Raw genomic sequence first — 17,947 nt, 5'->3', positions numbered from 1 at the left:
CATGCAATGCAAGGCACCTCAAGCACCCGTCCACACCACTTGCAGCGACTGGTCGTGGTTAAAATTAAGGAGTCGAATGGACCACAGTATTTCTTTGATCACCACTGTTGCTGCCGCTTTCGCCGGTGCACTGGTCCTCGGATTCATTGCAGAAAAAATTAAAGTTCCTGCCCTGGTTGGTTATCTGCTGGCAGGGATCATGATAGGCCCCGCCACACCTGGTTTTGTGGCGGATGTGAATATCGCTTCACAATTATCAGAGATTGGCGTCATGCTGCTGATGTTTGGTGTAGGCCTTCATTTCTCACCCAGCGATCTTTTGGCGGTAAGACGGATCGTCATTCCTGGTGCAGTCTTGCAAATGGGCGTGACTACTGCTGTGGGTGCAGTCATTGCGTCATGGTGGACCTGGAGCCTGGGCGGCTCACTGATTTTTGGATTATCACTGGCCTGCGCCAGTACGGTCGTTTTGCTGAAATCACTGGAAGCACGTAATTTGCTGAACACCATGAACGGTCGCATAGCAGTTGGCTGGCTGGTGGTTCAGGATTTGGTTACCGTGCTGGTACTGGTTTTGCTACCGCCGCTGGCGGGCGTGCTAGGCAGCACAACTGCCATCGCGGCAGGCTCTGCACCGCTGTGGATGACCATCGGTAAAACACTGTTGCAGGTATCCATATTTATCGCCTTGATGCTGGTTGTCGGCCGCCGCGCCCTGCCTTGGTTATTGTGGCAGGTTGCGCGTACCGGCTCGCGCGAGCTATTCACCTTGTCGGTGATTGCGACAGCCATCGGCATTGCTTATGGTGCCTCAGTCATATTTAGTGTGTCTTTTGCCTTGGGTGCGTTCTTTGCAGGTACGGTCATGCGCGAATCCGAATTCAGCCATCGCGCTGCTGAAGAATCACTGCCGTTACGAGATGCCTTTTCCGTACTGTTTTTTGTATCAGTCGGCATGGTATTTAACCCTGGCATCCTGGCAGCAGAGCCCATGCGAGTTCTTTGTGTGGTCGCCATCGTCATCCTGGGTAATTTTTTCACCTCTGCGGCTTTGGTTATCCTGCTGCGCTATCCACTCAACACTGCCCTTTCAATTGGTGCCAGCCTGGGGCAAATCGGTGAATTTTCCATCATCCTGGCTGGTCTGGGATTATCACTCGGCTTATTGCCTGCCGAAGGGATGAGCCTGATACTGGCGGGCGTACTGATCTCCATAGGTTTGAATTCTTTTTTGTTCACGCTGATAGGGCCGATACGAAAATGGGCCCTATCGCATTCTGACCTGGCGCGCCAGCTGGACCAGCGTCAGGATCCCTATGCAGAACTACCCATGAGCACAGAACGCAAATACCTGGAAGGTCAGGTCGTGCTGGTTGGTTATGGCAGAGTAGGCCGCCGCATCGCCAAGGCCATGGATGAAAGAGGTATTCCCTATGTCATTGCCGAGCAGAATCGTGAAATAGTGGAAGGCATACGCAAAAAAGGCATTGCAGCCGTTTCCGGCAATGCTGCAGACCCGGCAGTATTGATACAAGCGCATATTGCCAATGCCGCGATGCTGGTGGTGGCAACACCAGATACACTGAATGCGCGCCACATGGCAAAAACTGCCCGTGCACTCAACCCCAACATAGAAATTTTGCTGCGCACACATAGCGAAGATGAATCGATTTTGTTACGCAAGGAGGCAATAGGCGATGTTTTCTTTGGCGAAGAAGAATTGGCGAAAGGCATGGCGCATCATGTATTGAATCGCTTCAAACCAGACGACGACAAGCATACGCAGATGTAATTTGCATCAATGATGCATACCAGTTCCCAAGCATATTTGACGCATCCACCTTCATTTTAGCCTGGGGAAATTCACCCCATGAAAGCGCTTCCAAAGCGGCGCAAGCTTTCGCTGAAGCTGCCTAAGCTGCAAAAACAGATAGCCCCGTACAAAGCTGCAGCTTGCCACTTGCTCGCCCCGTTCCTGACCAAGCTCACCCAACAACCTGCCGGCAACGACGGCATCGTTGATCATACCTAACCGGTCTTGCAATACGCTTAATGAAGCCAGATAACCATCCATATCTTGCTTGGAAAAAAATCTTCTGAAAAATAGGCAGGAATCGCGCGCATGCTTTACCTCTATCCTGAATTGATGACTTTCCTTTGGACTATGCTCACTTCTTTTTCCAAACAGTTTGTCACCGTGCTTGAGCAAATGAAGTTGCTGTCGACGTAAATTCTTTTGAATGAAATGTCTTAATTTTTCACAGGGTTTTTTCTTTTTATGCGCACGAGAATTGCTGGCAGGTGCATGAGGTGCCTCAATCCGACTTGATAAACCCGATAATAATCGCTTATAACGGCTGGACCGTATGGCGGCATAGGCAATTTTTTCTCTTTCTTGCGCCATTTGCAAAGCAACCTGGCGCAAGGCCAGTATCTGTGGCTCTTCAGCCGTCGCTTTGATTGCAGTCAAGCATGAATCTGAAAGAAGACGCCAATCATGTGCCGTTCCCAATTTCGATGACAAGCTACCTAGCTCTGCTTGCAGCTTTTCTGGAAGAAACATGAATTCATTAAACAAAGTCAACGCTGACTGCAAGTGACGCAAGCCTATATGCATACGATGAATGCACTCGGGGTCATCGCGTTCAGTCATAGCTGACTGACTATCCTGAATTTGCGTCACGCAATGTGCGATGATTATTTGCGCTGCCTGTTCTATTTTCATGCTCCGGCGCAATTTTACCTGATGCGACTTCACCCTCATTGACTGCTTTAATTGTGATAACAAACTTGTCTCCCAATTTTTCTGCCAGGTATCAAGGTACCAGATTCGGCACCATGCGATTTATGCCCTATGAATACCAGCAATTGCCATGCGTCCTTTACGCCAGTTTATCCGCCTTCAGAAAATAAGCACGCGCATGAGCAAGTAATTGTGCGTCGCTGGGATGATCTACTGTCTCTATGCTTTTGACCTTTTGCGCAATCGCATCATAGTTTGTCAGTAAATGCTTCATCAGTTCCAGTTTTTCAAAGCCAGGCCCGACAATCAGAATTCCCAGGGCGTCTTTTAGCTTTGTGGCAATGTCGTCGAAATAATGGACATCTTCCGGAGCGCGCCCCGCCCCGATAACGCCGGCCTTGGTGTGCAAATGCGGATGGTTTGAATGCGTATAGACGATTTCAGTTTCAGCCTTTTCTGGATTGAAATGAATAAGGTGTGCCTGGACATGATCAATCCACACCAGGACGTTGTTAGATAGCATGAAATATCTCCACGGAAAAAATCTTACATTCTAAAGTTTGATAAACAAAGCAATCCAAAGGGAACATGCGGCTCTTATCGTCGTCCCCACAGATATTTCGGTGAGAGCTTCGACAATGCATCGCCTGTTGCTATCAAAATTTTTATACAAACACACATTGCACGTATCGCATCACCACAGTCTGTGTGCCACCGAACAGATAGTCGCTTCTTATCAATGCAGTCTGAACATCTGCTGGTTTGCTAAAAAACGTAAATAGCGTTCAAATAAGCTTGGTACAGGCCTACTGTTGAAGCCCAAAGTAACGCTAAAAGTCTTATGCCTTTGAATACGGTGCCGGGATAGCAAGGCACCTGAATGATGCAGAGAAAATTAATTGAGCTTGGATCCCCATGAAATATAAAGACTACTATCAGGTGCTGGGTATCACCAGAAATGCGACGTTAGACGATATTAAAAAAGCTTATCGGAAACTGGCGCACTTGTACCATCCTGACGTATCCAAAGATCCCAAAGGTGAAGACAAATTTAAAGAAATTGCTGAAGCCTATGCGACTTTGAAAAACGCAGAGAAACGTGAAGAATATGATCAAATAGGCAGCCACTCAAATGGCGAAAACTTTACCCCGCCACCTGAATGGCAAGCGCAATATGGCGCGAATGCCTCGTCCTTCGATGATGTGGACATTTCTGATTTCTTAAATGCATTCAGGTCTGGTGGTCAGCGGAGAGCAAACTCTTCCGTGACAGGTGAAGATTATTCAGTAGCTGTTTCCATTTCACTGGAAACCGTGTTCAATGGTGGTGCCACTGATGTATCGCTCGAATTACCGGAACTTGATCAGCACGGCTTGCCTCATCGTGTGCCACATACCTTCCGCATAACCATCCCCAAGGGCGCACAGGAAGGCCAGCGCATGCGACTTGGTGGCAAAGGTGGTCCTGGTCACAATGGCGGTAAATCCGGTGATCTTTACGCGATTTTGACAATAGCACCGCACGCTCTATTTCGCCTTAGCGGGCGTGACCTCTATTTTGATCTGCCGATGGCACCGTGGGAAGCTGCACTGGGTGCAACTATTGAGATTCCAACTCTTGGAGGTCAAGTCGAGCTCAAGGTAAAACCAGGGACATCTTCCGGGCAACGCCTGCGTCTGGCAAAGCGTGGATTGCCGACAGCGGATGGACAAATGGGAGATCTGTATGTCGTCGCCCAAATCCAGATGCAAAAAGAAGTCAGCGAAGCCGAACAGGGTTTGTACCGACAACTCTCCGAGATATCCGCCTTCAAACCCCGTGCCCAGTTCAATAAGGAGGCGAAATGAAAGTTCAAATTTCTGAATGGGTCTTGCTCAATGAGCAAAATGCCTGCTCAGTGTCGTATCTGAGTGAAGTATCTGGTCTGTCTGCCGAAGAATTAAGCGATTTGATAGAGAATGGTATTCTCGTTCCCATCGATGGCAAGGCAACGGAGAAATTCTTTCCATTGCATTCCATTGTCATTGCGAGTAGTGCCCGCAGATTACGTGATGATTTCGAACTGGACAGGCACGGCATGATGCTGGCCCTGACATTGATGCGACGCATAGACGATTTGCAAGGCGAATTGAATGTACTTCGTGCACGCTTCCAATAAGCCTTAGCTGTAGCTTACGCCAGACATTGCTGCGCAAATCCGCCCAGGCTGCATTACAGCGCCTCTCCTGTGCATTGCTTGCTTTTCAGATTGAACTGATCAAAACAGGGATGCGTGCTCCTGCCTCATCAGGAAGAGCCCATTATCCAACTCTGCGCAGGGTAATTGCCTTTTCCGGACAAGCTGTCACACACAGGCCGCAAGCGCTGCACGCATCGGCACGCGGCGTGTAGGCGACCTTCATGCCATGTACGCGTTGCTTGATCTGTGCCAGCAAACCCAGTTCTTTATAATCTTCAGTGGTAATTCTGCGAATTTCAAAGACATGCTCAGGACAGACCGGCACGCAATCGGCCTTGCCTTCGCATCGACTAAAATTCACTACCGGGACGATGATGCCGGGGTCTTGCTTGCATTCGTCCAGTTCTTGGGGCTGCATTGGCGTCTGCATCAGGCTTGCTCGTGATTTTTGACGTTTACCTCGTCCCTATGCTTTCTGCGGCCAAACAGACCATGCTGGAATTTTTCACGTTCTTCCGGCGTCAATTTTTCCCAGCGCTGATGCTGCCAATGATGCCCGCCATGCCTGTGCCAACCACCATGGTGGCCACGAAACCCGCCAAACAGGATTTTACTGAGCACCAGCAAAGCGACTGCCTGCAAGAAATCAATGCTGCGGGCACCGACAAACAAGGCTGGCATGAGCCAGTTCCATAACATCATGACGACCCAGCTCAATGCGGCGATGCCGCCGACAACCAGGATGATGAACTTCAATACTTTAAAACGATGTAACATGGTAATACTCCTCTTTCAATTCAATTCGTCAAATATTTCCTGCAAGCGGCTACGCAGATGCAGGACGGCATAGCGTTTGCGTGCCAGCAGGGTATTCACGCCCAGGCCGGTTTCGGCTGCCATGTCTTTAAAGCTGCGACCTTCTATCTCATGACCAATGAAGACGTCGCGCTGCTCTTCAGGTAATTCTTCCAGGGCATCGTACAGTTCCGCCAGCAAGGCGTTGCGTGCATAGGCGGCTTCCGGCCCGTCGTCTGTCGATGGCAACAGCTTGTCCAGCCAGATGTCGTCATCGCTTCCGTCCCCCGCCTCTGGCAAAGGCAATTCTTTCTTTTTACGAAAACGGTCAATAATGCGGTTACGTGCCACACGAAACAGCCATGCACCTATCTGTTCAATAGGTTCTGGCAGCCGGTAAGCCTCGACTAGTTCATAAAACACATCCTGCAAGATATCCTCTGCTTCACCGGCATCGGCGACACGCTTGCGTATGAAACTACCCAGGCGGGCACGCTCGCGCAATACCGTTTCAGTGATGTGATTATCTTGATCAGCCATCAATTCGTCAGGGGTTAATGTGGTTTCCATGATGGTGTAGACGCATCATGACCAGCAATATTGTAGGGAAACGAGAAAACTGCAGAAAAGTCAGGCCAACATGCCAGAAATGACTTTTTGTTATGTGATTATGAGGGGAAACCGGCTTCGAAACCAGTGTCTTTACCAGTGCCCCTTGCATTCTTTTCATTGGCAAGCTGCGGTGCTACCAGCGGCAGGGTCATGATGAAGGTCGTTCCTTCGTCCAACTTGCTGTGCAGTTGTATCTCGCCTCCCAGCACGCCAGTCACCAGGTTGTACACAATATTCATTCCCAGGCCCGATCCTCCCTGCCCCAGCTTGGTGGTGAAAAAAGGGTCGAAGACCCTTTTCTTGACATGCTCATTCATTCCTATGCCATCGTCTGAGAATATGATCTGCACACTGCCATCGTCCTGCAGATGGGTGCTCAGGCGCATTTCACCATTGGTACGATGCTCGAACCCATGCGTCAGTGCATTCGTCATGAAATTGGTCACGATCTGCCCCAGTGGCCCGGGATAACTATCCATGTCTATCCCCGGTGCCAGATCGGCCAACAGGGTATAAGGGCTATTTTTGTACATCGGTGCCATGGTCACGATCAGTTCTTCCAGCACCGTCTGCAAATCGAAATTGCGCCGGTGGCTACTCGACTGGTCAACGGCCACCTGTTTAAAACTGCGTATCAATTCCCTGGCCATGCCAAGCGTGCGCATCAGCAGTTCAGTTCCCTTGCTGGCGGTATCGACATAAGTATCCAGGGTTGAACGCCTCAGTCTGCCTTCACGGAGATCCGCCATTAAATCTTTGGTTTTGTCTTGCAGGGTACTGGCAACGGTCACACTATTACCTATGGGGGTATTCAATTCATGCGCAACCCCTGCCACCAGTGAACCCAGGGCCGCCATTTTTTCGGCACGTACCAATTCATCCTGGGTATGCCTGAGTGACGCCATGGCGGATGCCAGCTCGGCATTGGCCTGCTGTAGGCTAAGGGTGCGCAATTTCACCCGCTCTTCCAGTTGTGCCGTCATCTCACGGATTTCATGCTCGATCTCTACCTGGCGGGTCACATTCAGCAGTGAGAAAATACACATACGCTTGTTGCGCATTTTAATCAACCTGGCCGACAGCAGGAAAATCAAGCTGGTACCATCCTTGGATTTCAGATGGACTTCCATCTGATCCACCTTTTTTCCACGCAATAGCGCCTGATCAAATTCTTTTCGCTTTTCTACCTGCGCATCAAAACCAAGTGCGCTGGTAAGCTGCCCGACAACCTCATCCCTGGTATAGCCGAATTCCTTCAGCCAGACATCATTCACTTCGACGATGCGATCGGCCTTCACATCCACCAGACCCAAAGGAATCGGTGACAGCTGAAACAGTGTGGAATATTTATGTTCGTTTTCGCGCAGCAGTGACTCCACTTGCAATCGCGTTGCGTCTGCTGCGATTTCACTATCAATATTACGTGAAGACAGCAGCAAATATTCTTCATTTCCTGCTTCAAATTTGGAACCCGAAATGCGACATTGCGTGACCACCCCATTTTTACGGCGGAACGAAACGTGCATGTCCCTGACTTCGCCATCGCGCTTGATGCGGGCGATCAGTTCGTCGCGCTGCTCTGGCTTGGCCCATAAATTCATCTCATTCGATGTACGTCCTATCGCATACTCACGGGTATAACCAGACATGGGCTCCCAGTTACGGTTGACTTCTATATACTGCCCGGTAGCCATCCTGGTAATGGTGAGTAAGTCGGGTACCAGTTGAAATACGGTAGCCAGGAGTTTTTCACGTTCCTGCAGTTCCCGCTCTACCTGTACCTGCAGTTTTTCCACCCGGCGCAATGCAGTCACATCCTGCATGGCATAGGCGATGTAAGGTTCACTGCCGGCATCAAAGCGGGTGCCGGAAATCAGCACATGATATTCATGTCCCTGTTTGTGGCGGTATATCGTTTCGTAATTATTGACTTCACCATCGCGCGCAAGAATGGCGAGCATTTCCGGGCGCTTGCTGGGGTCTGCCCACAAATTCATTTCGAGTGAAATGCGCCCCAGCGTTTCATCCCTGGAATAGCCGGTAACGGTTTCCCAATGGCGGTTCACATCCAGGTAACATCCGTCTTTTTCGCGGCAAATGGTCAATACGTCCGGCACCAACTGGAATACTTTTTCAAACAGCGCATTACGTTCTTTCGACATGCGTTCTATTTGTTGGCGCTCCTGTATTTCCTGCAGCAGGTTTTCATTGGTGCGGTAGGCATCTTCCTGCTGGCGCAGCAAGGCAGCCACCATGAACAGCATGCCTATCGCCAGATCAAGAAAAGCACCGATGCCAAAGCCCAGTGAGGCGAATTCAGGGTAGTCTCGCAACAGGGGGAAATCCAGCAAATGCACCCCCTTCAGGAAAATCAGCGCACCCAGTACGATGTAACCCAGGCTGTGTTTTCCACTTTTCATGCGCCAGAAAGTCATGGCTGCAGCGATCAGCAGGCAACCTGCCAAAAAGTAAACCGGCAGTGTGCGCCAGAACAGGGCGGCACCCGTCACGTACGTCATCAACAGCCACATGACAGCGAGAGAAAAGCCCAGCATGACGGGCATGACATACACCGTCACCGCGTAAAAAATTCTTGTTCCTGCCCACAAAAAACAAACATAAGCAAGCAGGGATATATCGGCCCCCAAAGCAAACAGCGGTGCAGGAGTCAGCGCCAGCAAGCTGCAAGCGCCACGCAACACCAGAAAGGCATAGGCCAGCGCCCAACAACGGGTGGTCCTGGCATGCACATTCAAATGCTGGGCATAAAACAGCACCAGCATGGTCAGCAACGAAGCGACCAGAGAACTAATAATGGCGGCGGGAAGAAAGGACGAAGGCATGGCTATCATGCGACGCTATCGAGAGCGGAAACCTGGAGTTACCATCAACGTCTCCCAAATGAGGCTTTTTAGTCATGACGAATCACAAAGCATCTGGCGGTGCAATACCTGTGGCTTGTTTGCACTCTATAGGATTCATTTTAATTGAATACCAGTACTTGTCTGCAAATTTAATTGTCCGTTAAAGTACTGATTGCCAATAAATACAAGGCCATGCTGCATTTTAGCTGTGCAAACCACGGTTATTTGCCAGCAGAAGATCGCCAAATCATGTGACTGTTTTGTCTCATTGCAGCCAATCTGCCTCTGTCAAGCTGCTTTTTTTCGCCGATTTAGCAAGTTCATAGGGCAGATTCAGCAATCTCGAATGCCCTGTGTTGCAATAAGGATTATTTACCCTGTTTCAATTTTTTGAGCTTGATTAAGCTGAGCGCTTCACATAAGATTAAACTGAAAGTAAGACAATTCAAGCAACAGGGAGCGCACTGATGAAGAATCAACACAGTAGAACACCCGGCTTGTTACAAAATGATCTTTATGCCGCCGTCATGGCTTGTGACCGTATGGCAAAAAATGAAAGATCATCGGGTAGTGGTTTTTTTTCGTATCTGGATGGTAAATTTTTGTCCGACGCTGGATTTGGCAGCAACAAGGACGATGACATTATTGATTTTATTGACGAAGACGAAGAATCATCACAAGCAAAAGTTGAGTTACATCCCTGGAAGATCCTGATCGCGGATGATGACAGCAATGTTCACGATACAACCTTGCTGGCCCTGAGCGGTGTCAAAATACATGGCCGCCCACTGGAATTTGTGCATGCCTACTCAGCAAAAGAAGCTGGCACCGTCATCGGCACCAATCAGGATATCGCCCTGGTGTTACTGGATGTGGTAATGGAAACTGTCGATGCAGGTTTGAAATTGGTCAGTGTAATCCGCAATGAAATGGGCTTGACCAATTTGCGCATCGTCTTGCGTACCGGACAACCAGGCTATGCGCCGGAACGGCAAGTCAGTGAAGCCTTCGCCATTGACGGCTACACCACCAAATCCAAACTCACACGCTCGCTGCTGATTTCAGTATTGAACGACACGCTTAAAATGGACAGTGACGGTTCTGAACTGCCCAACTGAATCTGCACTGCCCTTCCGTCTCCATAAAGCCAGGGCCTCTATCGAGGCCCTGATCTTTTACACTGTATCGCCAGTCAGGGGCTGAATTGCTTATTGCATTTCATCGCTACTCACTTCTGCACTGCTCAGTCCATCACTATTCTGCATCAGGCTGGTTGGCTGGTACGGCCTTGATAAAGGCTGGATGTTCAAGACAAGTCTGGTGTATGCGCATCAGGACTGGCATGCCTGATAAATCGCAATTGAAACGCTGGGCGTTGGCAATCTGCGGCACCAGAAAACAGTCCGCCATGCCAGGCGCATCACCAAAACAAAAACGGCCGGTGCGCGTATCCGCTGCCAGTTTTTGTTCCAGCACTTTCAGGCCTTCCTCACACCAATGGCGATACCAGGCATTTTTTTGATCATCACTGACCTGTAAAGTCCCAGTCAAATAGCGCAATATCCGTAAATTGTTCACCGGATGGATTTCACAGGCAATGGCCAGGGCCAGTGAACGCACATGCGCACGTGCCACTGCGCCGCGTGGCAACAGCGCAGGCTGTGGATAGACTTCATCCAGATATTCAATCATGGCCATGGACTGCGTCAGCGTCACGACGTTACCTTCATACTCATCCTGCAAAACAGGGACCAATGCGTCAGGATTAAGTGCGCGATAAGCAGGGGCAAATTGCTCGCCTCCATTTTTCACCAGATGCACAGCCACCTGTTCATAGTCCAGCCCTTTCAGGTTCAACGCAATTCTTACCCGATACGATGCTGAACTGCGGAAATACCCATAGAGTTTCATCATATATCCGCCACTTAAACCAGTTTGACTTTCAAATCACTCAGCCCGGCAATACTGGCCTCAAGCAGGTCGCCACGCTGCACGGCTGCAACGCCTGCGGGCGTGCCGGTATAAATCAGGTCGCCCGGCTGCAAGGTATACAACTGCGACAGACAGGCAATGATTTCAGACAGCTTCCAGATCAGCTTGCCGGTATCACTATCCTGACGGGTTGCACCATTCACATCCAGCCGTATGCTGGCCTGTTCCATGCCGGACACCGTGTCGGCCGTATGGATGGCACCGATAGGCGCAGAAAAATCAAAGCCTTTGGATGTACACCATGGTCGTCCCTGCGCTTTTGCTTCGGCTTGCAAATCACGACGTGTCATGTCCAGGCCGACTGCATAGCCCCAGATATGGCTGAGGGCGTCTTCTTCACGAATATCCCTGCCACCCTTGCCTATGGCCAGCACCAGTTCAACCTCATGATGCAGGTTACTGGTCATGGAAGGATAAGGCATTTCCCCCACCTTGCCAGGGACTACAGGCAATACCGCGTCAGCCGGTTTCATGAAGAAAAACGGTGCCTCACGACCGGTTCCGCCCATTTCTTTTGCATGCTCTACATAATTACGGCCAACACAGTAAATTCTGTGTACAGGAAACAGCCCCGTGCTGCCAGCCACCGGAACGGCAGCCTGTGGCTGAGGGGGAATAAGGTAATCCATGTCATCTCCTATCATTGCGTGCACGTCTCTCCACAGCAGTACATCTGCATAACAGCCCTGCCTGCACTGCCTGGGCTCCGCTCTATTATGGCATTTTCCCTTGATGCCTGCCATGCATGCGGATGACACCTGACTTTACTATGCAGCCATCCAATCACGCCTGTTGATGATCCAGTGTAGTGTTGCACGCAGATTGGCGCTTATAAAATCGCGAATTTTTCGTTGAGACAAGGAAGAAACCGCAGCAATACAGAGGTATTGCGAGGATTTTTGACGCAGTATCGGCGGAAAAGGCGCATTTTATAAGTGGCAAGAAGAGTGCAGCACTACACTGGTTATAATGCATGATCAACGCGGAGTAAAAAATGAAGACTTGCCTACACCCCAAATACCTGATCCCCATAGAACCGGCTGCCACTGTCCTGCAAAATCATGCACTGGTGATGCAGGATGAAAAAATTCTGGCCATACTCAGCAGCACAGACGCGCGGCAACAATACCCCGATGCCCAGCATGTGGAACTGCAGGATCACGCGCTCATGCCTGGTATGGTCAATCTGCACGGCCATTCCGCCATGAGCCTGTTGCGTGGCCTGGCGGATGACCTGAGCCTGATGGACTGGCTGAACAAGCATATCTGGCCAGCAGAAAAAAAACACGTGTCAGAAGAATTTGTCTTCGATGGCAGCGTGTATGCCATGGCCGAGATGCTGCGCGGTGGTACCACTACCATCAATGACATGTATTTCCACCATGAAGCGGTAGCACGTGCGGGCCTGCATACCGGCATGCGTACCGTAGTGGGTTGCAGCGTACTGGAATTTCCAACTGCTTACGCCGCCGATGCAGATACCTATCTGGACAAAGCCATGGCAGCACAGCAGGCTTTCCAGGGGCAGAGTGGGGTTGAATTCCGGCTGGCGCCGCATGCACCCTATACGGTGTCAGATATCACCTTCAAGAAAATTGTTGACCTGGCAGACAAGCATGACATGGGCATACATTGCCACATTCATGAAAGCATGGATGAAATCAATGACAGCCTGCGCGACCACGGCATGCGCCCTCTGCAACGCCTGCATCAACTGGGCTTGCTGTCACCACGCCTGATTGCGGCGCACATGGTGCATGCCAATGAAGATGAAATTCAATTGCTGGCCCAACAGGGTGTGCATATAGCGCATAACCCCGCCAGTAACCTGAAACTGGCTTCCGGCTTTGCCCCCATCCACGCCATGCAAACAGCAGGCGTGAATGTGGGTATAGGTACGGATGGTGCTGCCAGCAATAACAAACTGGATCTGCTGGGTGATTTGCGCATGGCTGCCTTGCTGGCAAAAGCCGTGTCCAGCAATCCAACCGCACTGAATGCCGGCAAAGCGCTGGAAATGGCGACCCTGGCCGGTGCCAGGGCTTTAGGTAAGGATAAGCAGATCGGCAGCCTGGTGGCCGGCAAGCTGGCCGATGTCATTGCAATTGACCTGTCGGCTATAGAAACCCTGCCCCTGTTTGATCCAGTATCACAAATCGTCTATGCGGCTGGCCGTGAGCAGGTGAGTCACGTCTGGGTGAATGGCCGCTGCCTGATGGCAGAACGCCAGTTGCTAACCCAGGATGCAAGCCAATTGAAAGACAAAGCCATCTGGTGGCAGCAACGCATTACGGCTGCCTGAACAAACTCATTTAACTTCCATCATGAAATCATTACCTGCGTTTATCAAGACCTCTGTGTATTCTGGTTTGGCCGGGCTGCTTGCCAGCGCCCTGCCCCTGTCACCTGCCTTTGCAGGCAACGATCCACTGACCACGGTGGCAGAACAATCCGGTTTCCTGAAAACCGGCCGTTACGAAGAAGTGGAAAAACTGTGTCTGGCGTTTCAGAAAAACTATCCCAGGGAAGTACGCTGCCTTGAATTTGGACGAACGCCAGAAGGCCGCCCCATGCTGGCCTTGCTGGCGACGCGCACGGGTGTCTTCCAGGCTGGCGAAGCGACCAAGAGAAACCTGCCTGTCACCCTGATACAGGGCGGCATTCATGCCGGAGAAATTGATGGCAAGGATGCCGGTTTCCTGGCCCTGCGTGAAGTGCTGGACAACAAGGCTGCACCGAATGCGCTGAATCACCAGATACTATTGTTTGTGCCGGTATTCAATATCGATGGACACGAACGTTTCGGTGCATGGAATCGCCCCAATCAGCGCGGCCCGGAAGAAATGGGCTGGCGCACGACGGCGCAAAATTTCAATCTGAACCGCGACTACGTCAAGGCTGATTCTGCTGAAATGCAGGCCATGCTGGCACTTTTTAATACCTGGAACCCACTGGCTGTCATCGATTTGCATGTGACCGATGGTGCCAAGTTCGAGCATGATATTTCCATCCAGGTAGAACCTGTCAATTCCGGCGATGAAGAGATGCGCAAGGCCGGTATAGTCTTGCGCGACAATGTCATCGCTGACCTGGCAAAGCAAGGTTCTTTGCCGCTGTCGTTCTACATGACGTTTGCGCACGAAGACGACCCCATGTCAGGCTTTGTCGACAATGTACCGCCACCACGTTTTTCGAATGGCTACCTGCCCTTGCGCAACCGCTTTGGCATGCTGGTGGAAACCCATTCATGGAAAGATTACCCTACACGCGTGCGCATTACCCACAACACCATTATTTCTGTGCTGGAGCAAGTCGCGCAGCATGGTGAAGCATGGCTGAAAACTGCCCAGGCAGCAGATCAGCGCGCCGCGCAAATGGCGGGCCTAGCGTTGGCTGTGACCTATAAAACCAGCGACAAGAGCAAGGATATCGCCTTCCGCGGTTATGCATACACCCGTAACATGTCAGATGTGTCAGGTGCCCTGATGACACGTTACGATGAAAACAAACCACAGGTATGGAATGTCAAATTGCGCGATGAAATTTTACCTGACACCACGGTCACGCTACCCAAGGCTGGCTACCTGATACCCGTCGCTTACAGCAAAGCGGTAAAGGAAAAACTACAGCAGCACGGTATACAGTACAGCATCATGCAAAAAGAACTGGGCAATGTTGACACTGAACAGTTCAAGGCAAGTAAAGTCAATTTGCAGGCCCAGTCGTTTGAAGGACATCAGGCCTTGAAACTGCAAGGCCAGTGGGAAAGCAAGACGCAAACCCTGCGCAAGGGTGCTCTGTTCGTTCCCATCGCACAGGCAAAAGCCCGTCTGGTGGCTGCCCTGTTCGAGCCATCAGCGCCAGATGCCCTGGTCAACTGGGGCTGGTTTAACGGTGCCTTTGAACGAAAAGAATATATGGAAGCCTATGTGGCAGAAGATGTCGCCCGCCAGCAACTTGCCAGCGATGCGCAACTGAAAGCTGCCTTTGAAAAGAAAATTGCCGACGAGCCGGAATTTGCCAAAAGTCCTTCTGCCCGCCTGGAATTTTTTGCCCAGCGTCATTCATCATGGGACCAGCGTTATCAGGTATATCCGGTATTACGCCTGAATACCAGACCCTGAAATTGAAACGGCATGCAGTACCTGCATGCCGTTTCAGATGAACCTTGCTACTTGATACTACTTGATACTAATGGAAGAACAGGTAGGCCACAAATATGGCTGCCACGACACCTGCCAAGTCGGCCAGCAAACCCATGGAGATGGCATACCGTGTCTTGCGTATGCCGACTGAACCAAAGTACAGCGCGACGATATAAAACGTGGTATCGGCCGAACCCTGGAAAATGCAAGTCAGGCGACCGATGAAGGAATCCACGCCATACGTCTTCATGGCGTCCACCATCAATGCCCGTGAACCCGAGCTGCTGAGCGGTTTCATCAAGGCTGTCGGCAAGGCAGCGGTAAAGTCAGTATTCACACCCATCTGCGTAAAGAACCAGTTAAAGCCCGATACGATAAAACCCAGTACCCCGGAATTGCGCAAGACACCTATCGCCACCAGCATGCCCACCAGATACGGGATAATCGTCAGCGAGGTTTGTATGCCACCCTTGGCCCCTTCGATAAAGGCTTCGTACACATTCACTTTTTTTCGCATCGCCCCCACAATGAAGCTGACGATGATGGTGAACAGTAAAAGATTGCTGCTGACCTTGGAAAACACTTCAATCTCTGCCCGCGTCATATGCTGACTCAGATACCAGACCATGGCAACGATAAAGCTGCTCATGCCACCCAGCCAGGCGATGATCACCTTATCAAACAGATTGATGCGCTGCCTGATGGCCACAGCCACCAGGCCCACCACCGTGGCTACATAGGTGGCGATCATGCAGGGGATGAAAATATCTGAAGGATCTTTCGCGCCCAACACCGCACGTTGCGCCATGATGGCCAGCGGTATCAACGTCAGCCCGGACGTGTGCAAAACCAGGAACATGATCTGGGCATCGGTGGCTTCTTCCTTGTGGGGGTTCAAGCTTTGCAGGCTTTCCATCGCCTTCAGGCCAAACGGCGTGGCAGCATTGTCCAGCCCCAGCAGATTGGCGGAAAAATTCATCACCATGTGACCATTAGCCGGATGATTTTTTGGTACCCCAGGAAAAATACGGGCAAAGAAAGGGGCAATCAGTTTCGCAATAAAATCGATGGCACCGGCTTTTTCACCTATGTTCATGATACCCAGCCACAGCGTCATGACACCTGCCAGCGGCAAGGCAATGTCCATGACACCGATGCGTGCCGAATCAAAGGTTCCATCCATGATGCGCTTGAATACCTCTACATCTCCCAACACCAGCCACTGCACCAGGGCAGCAATAAAGCCGATCAAGAAAAAGCCGGTCCAGATATAGTTAAGTAACATGAATGTGTGTTTGATGTGCATTTGATGTAGGAGTGCAAGCTTTTTATCATGAAAAGCTGGTACCGTAGTATGAAAATTTCATTTGCGGCCATAGACGGCAGACATACCTGAAACATCCTGTTGCAGTTTTTCCACCGGATATACAAATTCATGTAGCCCTGGCGGCACTGGCCTGCGTTATATGGACATCGCAACAAATCAGAGGTGGGGTCATGAAAACCAGCTTACTCGTGAAATGCCTGTTGTCCGCAACAGTTCTATACGCTGTCAGCACAGGAGTGGCCGCAGCACATGATGTTGACCGTGGCTGGCGCAACTATCCGCCCCCGCATCATGCAGTGCGCAATTACAACTATATTTACTACCCTTCACATCAGGTGTATTACGCGCCTGATCATCGCATCTGGTATTGGGCGAATGGTCGTCGCTGGGAAACCGGCAGCCGCCTGCCCTACTTTGTAAATGCAGACATGCGACTGGGTGGGGTACCTATCGTACTGCGCTCATCCACACCCTATGTCGAACATGTGTATGTGGAACAGACTTATGGCCGCCCATGGCGCGACAGGCACGGCTGGCACCAGGAAAGACGCTATGAGCGGGATTGGCGTGACGAAAGACGCGACCACCACCACTGGCGGTAGTTGACGCCTTAGAAACAGGTCCTTAGTTACCAACCAGGGCAGCCGCAATATTGATGGAAAAGCCCACCACGGCAACATTGAAGAAAAAACTCAGCACAGACTGCGCAAGCACCGTCTTGCGCGTCTGGCGGTTCATGACGCACACATCTGAGGTTTGTGCAGCCACGGCGATGGTGAAAGAAAAATACAGGAAATCCCAAAAATCCGGCATCTCCACATCATCCGGGAAGTGCAAGGCACGTTTTTCTTCGGGCGAATTGTAAAACAGCAGTGCATAGTGAAAACAAAAGACGATTCCCAGCAAAACCCAGGAACCAAGCACAGTTGAGACGGCAAACAGGTATTTCATTATCCGGACTTCGCTGCTGAGGCCTGACATGCCAGACAATTCGTGAATAATGGCCAGCAGGCTGATGGTCGCTGACAGCGACAAGATCACCAGCACCCCCACCGCACCTTCATCTTCCTGCTGCGCCATCTTGCGGACCGCGTGTTTATCAGCACGCATCATCAGCAAGGCCATCGAAATCAGATAGAGCCAGACGCCTACATTCCAGCCGCACAGTGCCCGCGTCACCAAGGGTGTCGTCGTCGGCAAGACCAGCGCTGCCACGGTACCCAAACCAAGGGTAATCAACAGTCTGGGGCGTCTTTTGATGAATTTTTTGATAATTTTTCCTGTCAATA

Annotated in this window: 17 protein-coding genes; 7 read left to right on the top strand and 10 right to left on the bottom strand. The window is 50.8% G+C overall.

All coding sequences use genetic code 11. The annotated features are described in order from the left end of the window. The first annotated feature begins 76 nt into the window (after positions 1-76). Positions 77-1,792, top strand: a complete 1,716-nt coding sequence (locus ACO0K9_RS20690) for a cation:proton antiporter (protein WP_422987979.1) — start codon at positions 77-79, stop codon at positions 1,790-1,792. Positions 1,793-1,843: 51 nt separating this feature from the next. On the opposite strand, the gene ACO0K9_RS20685 is transcribed toward ACO0K9_RS20690, so the two are convergent. Together ACO0K9_RS20685 and ACO0K9_RS20680 are read right to left on the bottom strand one after the other, a co-directional pair. After that, on the bottom strand, positions 1,844-2,725 hold the full coding sequence (locus ACO0K9_RS20685; RefSeq protein WP_422987978.1) for a CHAD domain-containing protein: 882 nt from the start codon (positions 2,723-2,725) through the stop codon (positions 1,844-1,846). A gap of 157 nt (positions 2,726-2,882) precedes the next feature. After that, a complete protein-coding gene (locus ACO0K9_RS20680; RefSeq protein ID WP_422987977.1) occupies positions 2,883-3,245 on the bottom strand; it encodes a translational machinery protein in 363 nt (120 codons plus the stop codon). Positions 3,246-3,658: 413 nt separating this feature from the next. Here ACO0K9_RS20680 and ACO0K9_RS20675 point away from each other — a divergent pair, with 413 nt between their 5' ends. Beyond that, positions 3,659-4,591 carry a DnaJ C-terminal domain-containing protein gene (locus tag ACO0K9_RS20675; protein WP_422987976.1) on the top strand — a complete coding sequence of 311 codons (933 nt, stop codon included), beginning with the start codon at positions 3,659-3,661 and terminating at the stop codon, positions 4,589-4,591. Next, entirely contained in the window at positions 4,588-4,902 is a 315-nt protein-coding gene (locus tag ACO0K9_RS20670; RefSeq protein ID WP_422987975.1) for a chaperone modulator CbpM, read from the top strand. Before ACO0K9_RS20675 ends, ACO0K9_RS20670 begins: the two co-directional genes overlap by 4 nt. A 142-nt stretch (positions 4,903-5,044) precedes the next feature. Here ACO0K9_RS20670 and ACO0K9_RS20665 read toward each other — a convergent pair whose 3' ends face one another. The 4 genes from ACO0K9_RS20665 to ACO0K9_RS20650 form a co-directional block, all read right to left on the bottom strand. Continuing rightward, positions 5,045-5,341: a 4Fe-4S dicluster domain-containing protein gene (locus ACO0K9_RS20665; protein WP_422987974.1), complete on the bottom strand. Its 297-nt coding sequence runs from the start codon at positions 5,339-5,341 to the stop codon at positions 5,045-5,047. Between the two features lie 11 nt (positions 5,342-5,352). After that, positions 5,353-5,700, bottom strand: coding sequence for a hypothetical protein (locus ACO0K9_RS20660; RefSeq protein ID WP_422987973.1), 348 nt, complete (start codon positions 5,698-5,700; stop codon positions 5,353-5,355). Between the two features lie 15 nt (positions 5,701-5,715). Continuing rightward, positions 5,716-6,288: an RNA polymerase sigma factor gene (locus ACO0K9_RS20655; protein ID WP_422987972.1), complete on the bottom strand. Its 573-nt coding sequence runs from the start codon at positions 6,286-6,288 to the stop codon at positions 5,716-5,718. 98 nt (positions 6,289-6,386) lie between these two features. Continuing rightward, complete coding sequence (locus ACO0K9_RS20650) at positions 6,387-9,182, bottom strand: PAS domain S-box protein (RefSeq protein ID WP_422987971.1); 2,796 nt, start codon at positions 9,180-9,182, stop codon at positions 6,387-6,389. Between the two features lie 479 nt (positions 9,183-9,661). Here ACO0K9_RS20650 and ACO0K9_RS20645 point away from each other — a divergent pair, with 479 nt between their 5' ends. After that, positions 9,662-10,312 carry a hypothetical protein gene (locus tag ACO0K9_RS20645; RefSeq protein ID WP_422987970.1) on the top strand — a complete coding sequence of 217 codons (651 nt, stop codon included), beginning with the start codon at positions 9,662-9,664 and terminating at the stop codon, positions 10,310-10,312. Positions 10,313-10,448: 136 nt separating this feature from the next. Here the strand turns inward: ACO0K9_RS20645 and maiA are convergent, their stop codons facing one another. Both maiA and ACO0K9_RS20635 read right to left on the bottom strand, forming a co-directional pair. Further along, positions 10,449-11,105: a maleylacetoacetate isomerase gene (gene maiA / locus ACO0K9_RS20640; protein WP_422987969.1), complete on the bottom strand. Its 657-nt coding sequence runs from the start codon at positions 11,103-11,105 to the stop codon at positions 10,449-10,451. Between the two features lie 14 nt (positions 11,106-11,119). Then, positions 11,120-11,815 carry a fumarylacetoacetate hydrolase family protein gene (locus ACO0K9_RS20635; RefSeq protein ID WP_422987968.1) on the bottom strand — a complete coding sequence of 232 codons (696 nt, stop codon included), beginning with the start codon at positions 11,813-11,815 and terminating at the stop codon, positions 11,120-11,122. Between the two features lie 365 nt (positions 11,816-12,180). Here ACO0K9_RS20635 and ACO0K9_RS20630 point away from each other — a divergent pair, with 365 nt between their 5' ends. Both ACO0K9_RS20630 and ACO0K9_RS20625 read left to right on the top strand, forming a co-directional pair. Then, positions 12,181-13,488 (top strand): TRZ/ATZ family hydrolase, encoded by a 1,308-nt coding sequence (locus tag ACO0K9_RS20630; RefSeq protein ID WP_422987967.1) that lies wholly within the window; start codon positions 12,181-12,183, stop codon positions 13,486-13,488. Positions 13,489-13,510: 22 nt separating this feature from the next. Then, positions 13,511-15,310, top strand: a complete 1,800-nt coding sequence (locus tag ACO0K9_RS20625; RefSeq protein WP_422987966.1) for a M14 family zinc carboxypeptidase — start codon at positions 13,511-13,513, stop codon at positions 15,308-15,310. A gap of 67 nt (positions 15,311-15,377) precedes the next feature. Here the strand turns inward: ACO0K9_RS20625 and ACO0K9_RS20620 are convergent, their stop codons facing one another. Next, positions 15,378-16,616 (bottom strand): nucleoside recognition domain-containing protein, encoded by a 1,239-nt coding sequence (locus ACO0K9_RS20620; RefSeq protein WP_422987965.1) that lies wholly within the window; start codon positions 16,614-16,616, stop codon positions 15,378-15,380. A gap of 212 nt (positions 16,617-16,828) precedes the next feature. Here ACO0K9_RS20620 and ACO0K9_RS20615 point away from each other — a divergent pair, with 212 nt between their 5' ends. After that, positions 16,829-17,260, top strand: a complete 432-nt coding sequence (locus ACO0K9_RS20615; protein ID WP_422987964.1) for a hypothetical protein — start codon at positions 16,829-16,831, stop codon at positions 17,258-17,260. Positions 17,261-17,282: 22 nt separating this feature from the next. Here the strand turns inward: ACO0K9_RS20615 and ACO0K9_RS20610 are convergent, their stop codons facing one another. Beyond that, positions 17,283-17,897: a DUF1345 domain-containing protein gene (locus tag ACO0K9_RS20610; protein WP_422987963.1), complete on the bottom strand. Its 615-nt coding sequence runs from the start codon at positions 17,895-17,897 to the stop codon at positions 17,283-17,285. Positions 17,898-17,947: the final 50 nt, after the last annotated feature.

This window comes from Undibacterium sp. Ji50W (assembly GCF_049340445.1).
Taxonomy (GTDB): domain Bacteria; phylum Pseudomonadota; class Gammaproteobacteria; order Burkholderiales; family Burkholderiaceae_D; genus Undibacterium.
The sequence above is the reverse complement of the archived record's forward strand: the minus strand, read 5'-3'. Positions and strand labels throughout refer to the sequence as shown.

Coding starts and splice junctions, on each gene's coding strand:
- maiA (WP_422987969.1), bottom strand. CDS start 11,105: ATGAAACTCTATGGGTATTTCCGCAGTTCAGCATCGTATCGGGTAAGA.
- ACO0K9_RS20650 (WP_422987971.1), bottom strand. CDS start 9,182: ATGATAGCCATGCCTTCGTCCTTTCTTCCCGCCGCCATTATTAGTTCT.
- ACO0K9_RS20655 (WP_422987972.1), bottom strand. CDS start 6,288: ATGGAAACCACATTAACCCCTGACGAATTGATGGCTGATCAAGATAAT.
- ACO0K9_RS20690 (WP_422987979.1), top strand. CDS start 77: ATGGACCACAGTATTTCTTTGATCACCACTGTTGCTGCCGCTTTCGCC.
- ACO0K9_RS20665 (WP_422987974.1), bottom strand. CDS start 5,341: ATGCAGCCCCAAGAACTGGACGAATGCAAGCAAGACCCCGGCATCATC.
- ACO0K9_RS20635 (WP_422987968.1), bottom strand. CDS start 11,815: ATGGATTACCTTATTCCCCCTCAGCCACAGGCTGCCGTTCCGGTGGCT.
- ACO0K9_RS20675 (WP_422987976.1), top strand. CDS start 3,659: ATGAAATATAAAGACTACTATCAGGTGCTGGGTATCACCAGAAATGCG.
- ACO0K9_RS20685 (WP_422987978.1), bottom strand. CDS start 2,725: ATGAAAATAGAACAGGCAGCGCAAATAATCATCGCACATTGCGTGACG.
- ACO0K9_RS20625 (WP_422987966.1), top strand. CDS start 13,511: ATGAAATCATTACCTGCGTTTATCAAGACCTCTGTGTATTCTGGTTTG.
- ACO0K9_RS20645 (WP_422987970.1), top strand. CDS start 9,662: ATGAAGAATCAACACAGTAGAACACCCGGCTTGTTACAAAATGATCTT.
- ACO0K9_RS20660 (WP_422987973.1), bottom strand. CDS start 5,700: ATGTTACATCGTTTTAAAGTATTGAAGTTCATCATCCTGGTTGTCGGC.
- ACO0K9_RS20630 (WP_422987967.1), top strand. CDS start 12,181: ATGAAGACTTGCCTACACCCCAAATACCTGATCCCCATAGAACCGGCT.
- ACO0K9_RS20670 (WP_422987975.1), top strand. CDS start 4,588: ATGAAAGTTCAAATTTCTGAATGGGTCTTGCTCAATGAGCAAAATGCC.
- ACO0K9_RS20620 (WP_422987965.1), bottom strand. CDS start 16,616: ATGTTACTTAACTATATCTGGACCGGCTTTTTCTTGATCGGCTTTATT.
- ACO0K9_RS20615 (WP_422987964.1), top strand. CDS start 16,829: ATGAAAACCAGCTTACTCGTGAAATGCCTGTTGTCCGCAACAGTTCTA.